The 390-nt window shown below is 49.0% G+C and carries 1 pseudogene; it reads left to right on the forward strand.

Annotation, left to right across the window (positions count from 1 at the left end):
* Positions 1-288: pseudogene (locus tag BCU12_RS23310) on the forward strand (hypothetical protein); the annotation flags it as partial.
* Positions 289-390 lie beyond the last annotated feature (102 nt).

The following is a 390-nucleotide window of genomic DNA, read 5'->3' on the forward strand; positions in this document are numbered from 1 at the left end:
TCGTTGGGCAGCAGCGATCTGTCAGGAAAAACGTTATTTGCCTCTGGCGAGCCCTGTGCATTGTGTTATCTAGCAGCAAAATGGGCCGGTATTAACACAATCTACATTGCGGCGGATCGCCATGAGGCGGCTCAATCTGGATTTGATTACCGTTGGAGCTACGAGTTGTTTGGTCACGATCACCCCTCTCCGAGCTCGATAACAGTAGAGAAAATCGACGTGAGTAACGCCAATTCCCCGTTTGAACACTGGAACGAGTTAGAGGCGGGTGCAAACGACAACCGTTAATGCATAGGCACTAGGAAAACCATCGATTCGAACAATGGCAATTCGTCTCCCGTTTCATCTGCGATACGGCTTAACAGAGCATTAAGCCGTTAAGCTATTAGC

The sequence above is a fragment of the Vibrio sp. 10N.261.55.A7 genome, from assembly GCF_002877365.1.
Taxonomy (GTDB): Bacteria; Pseudomonadota; Gammaproteobacteria; order Enterobacterales; family Vibrionaceae; genus Vibrio.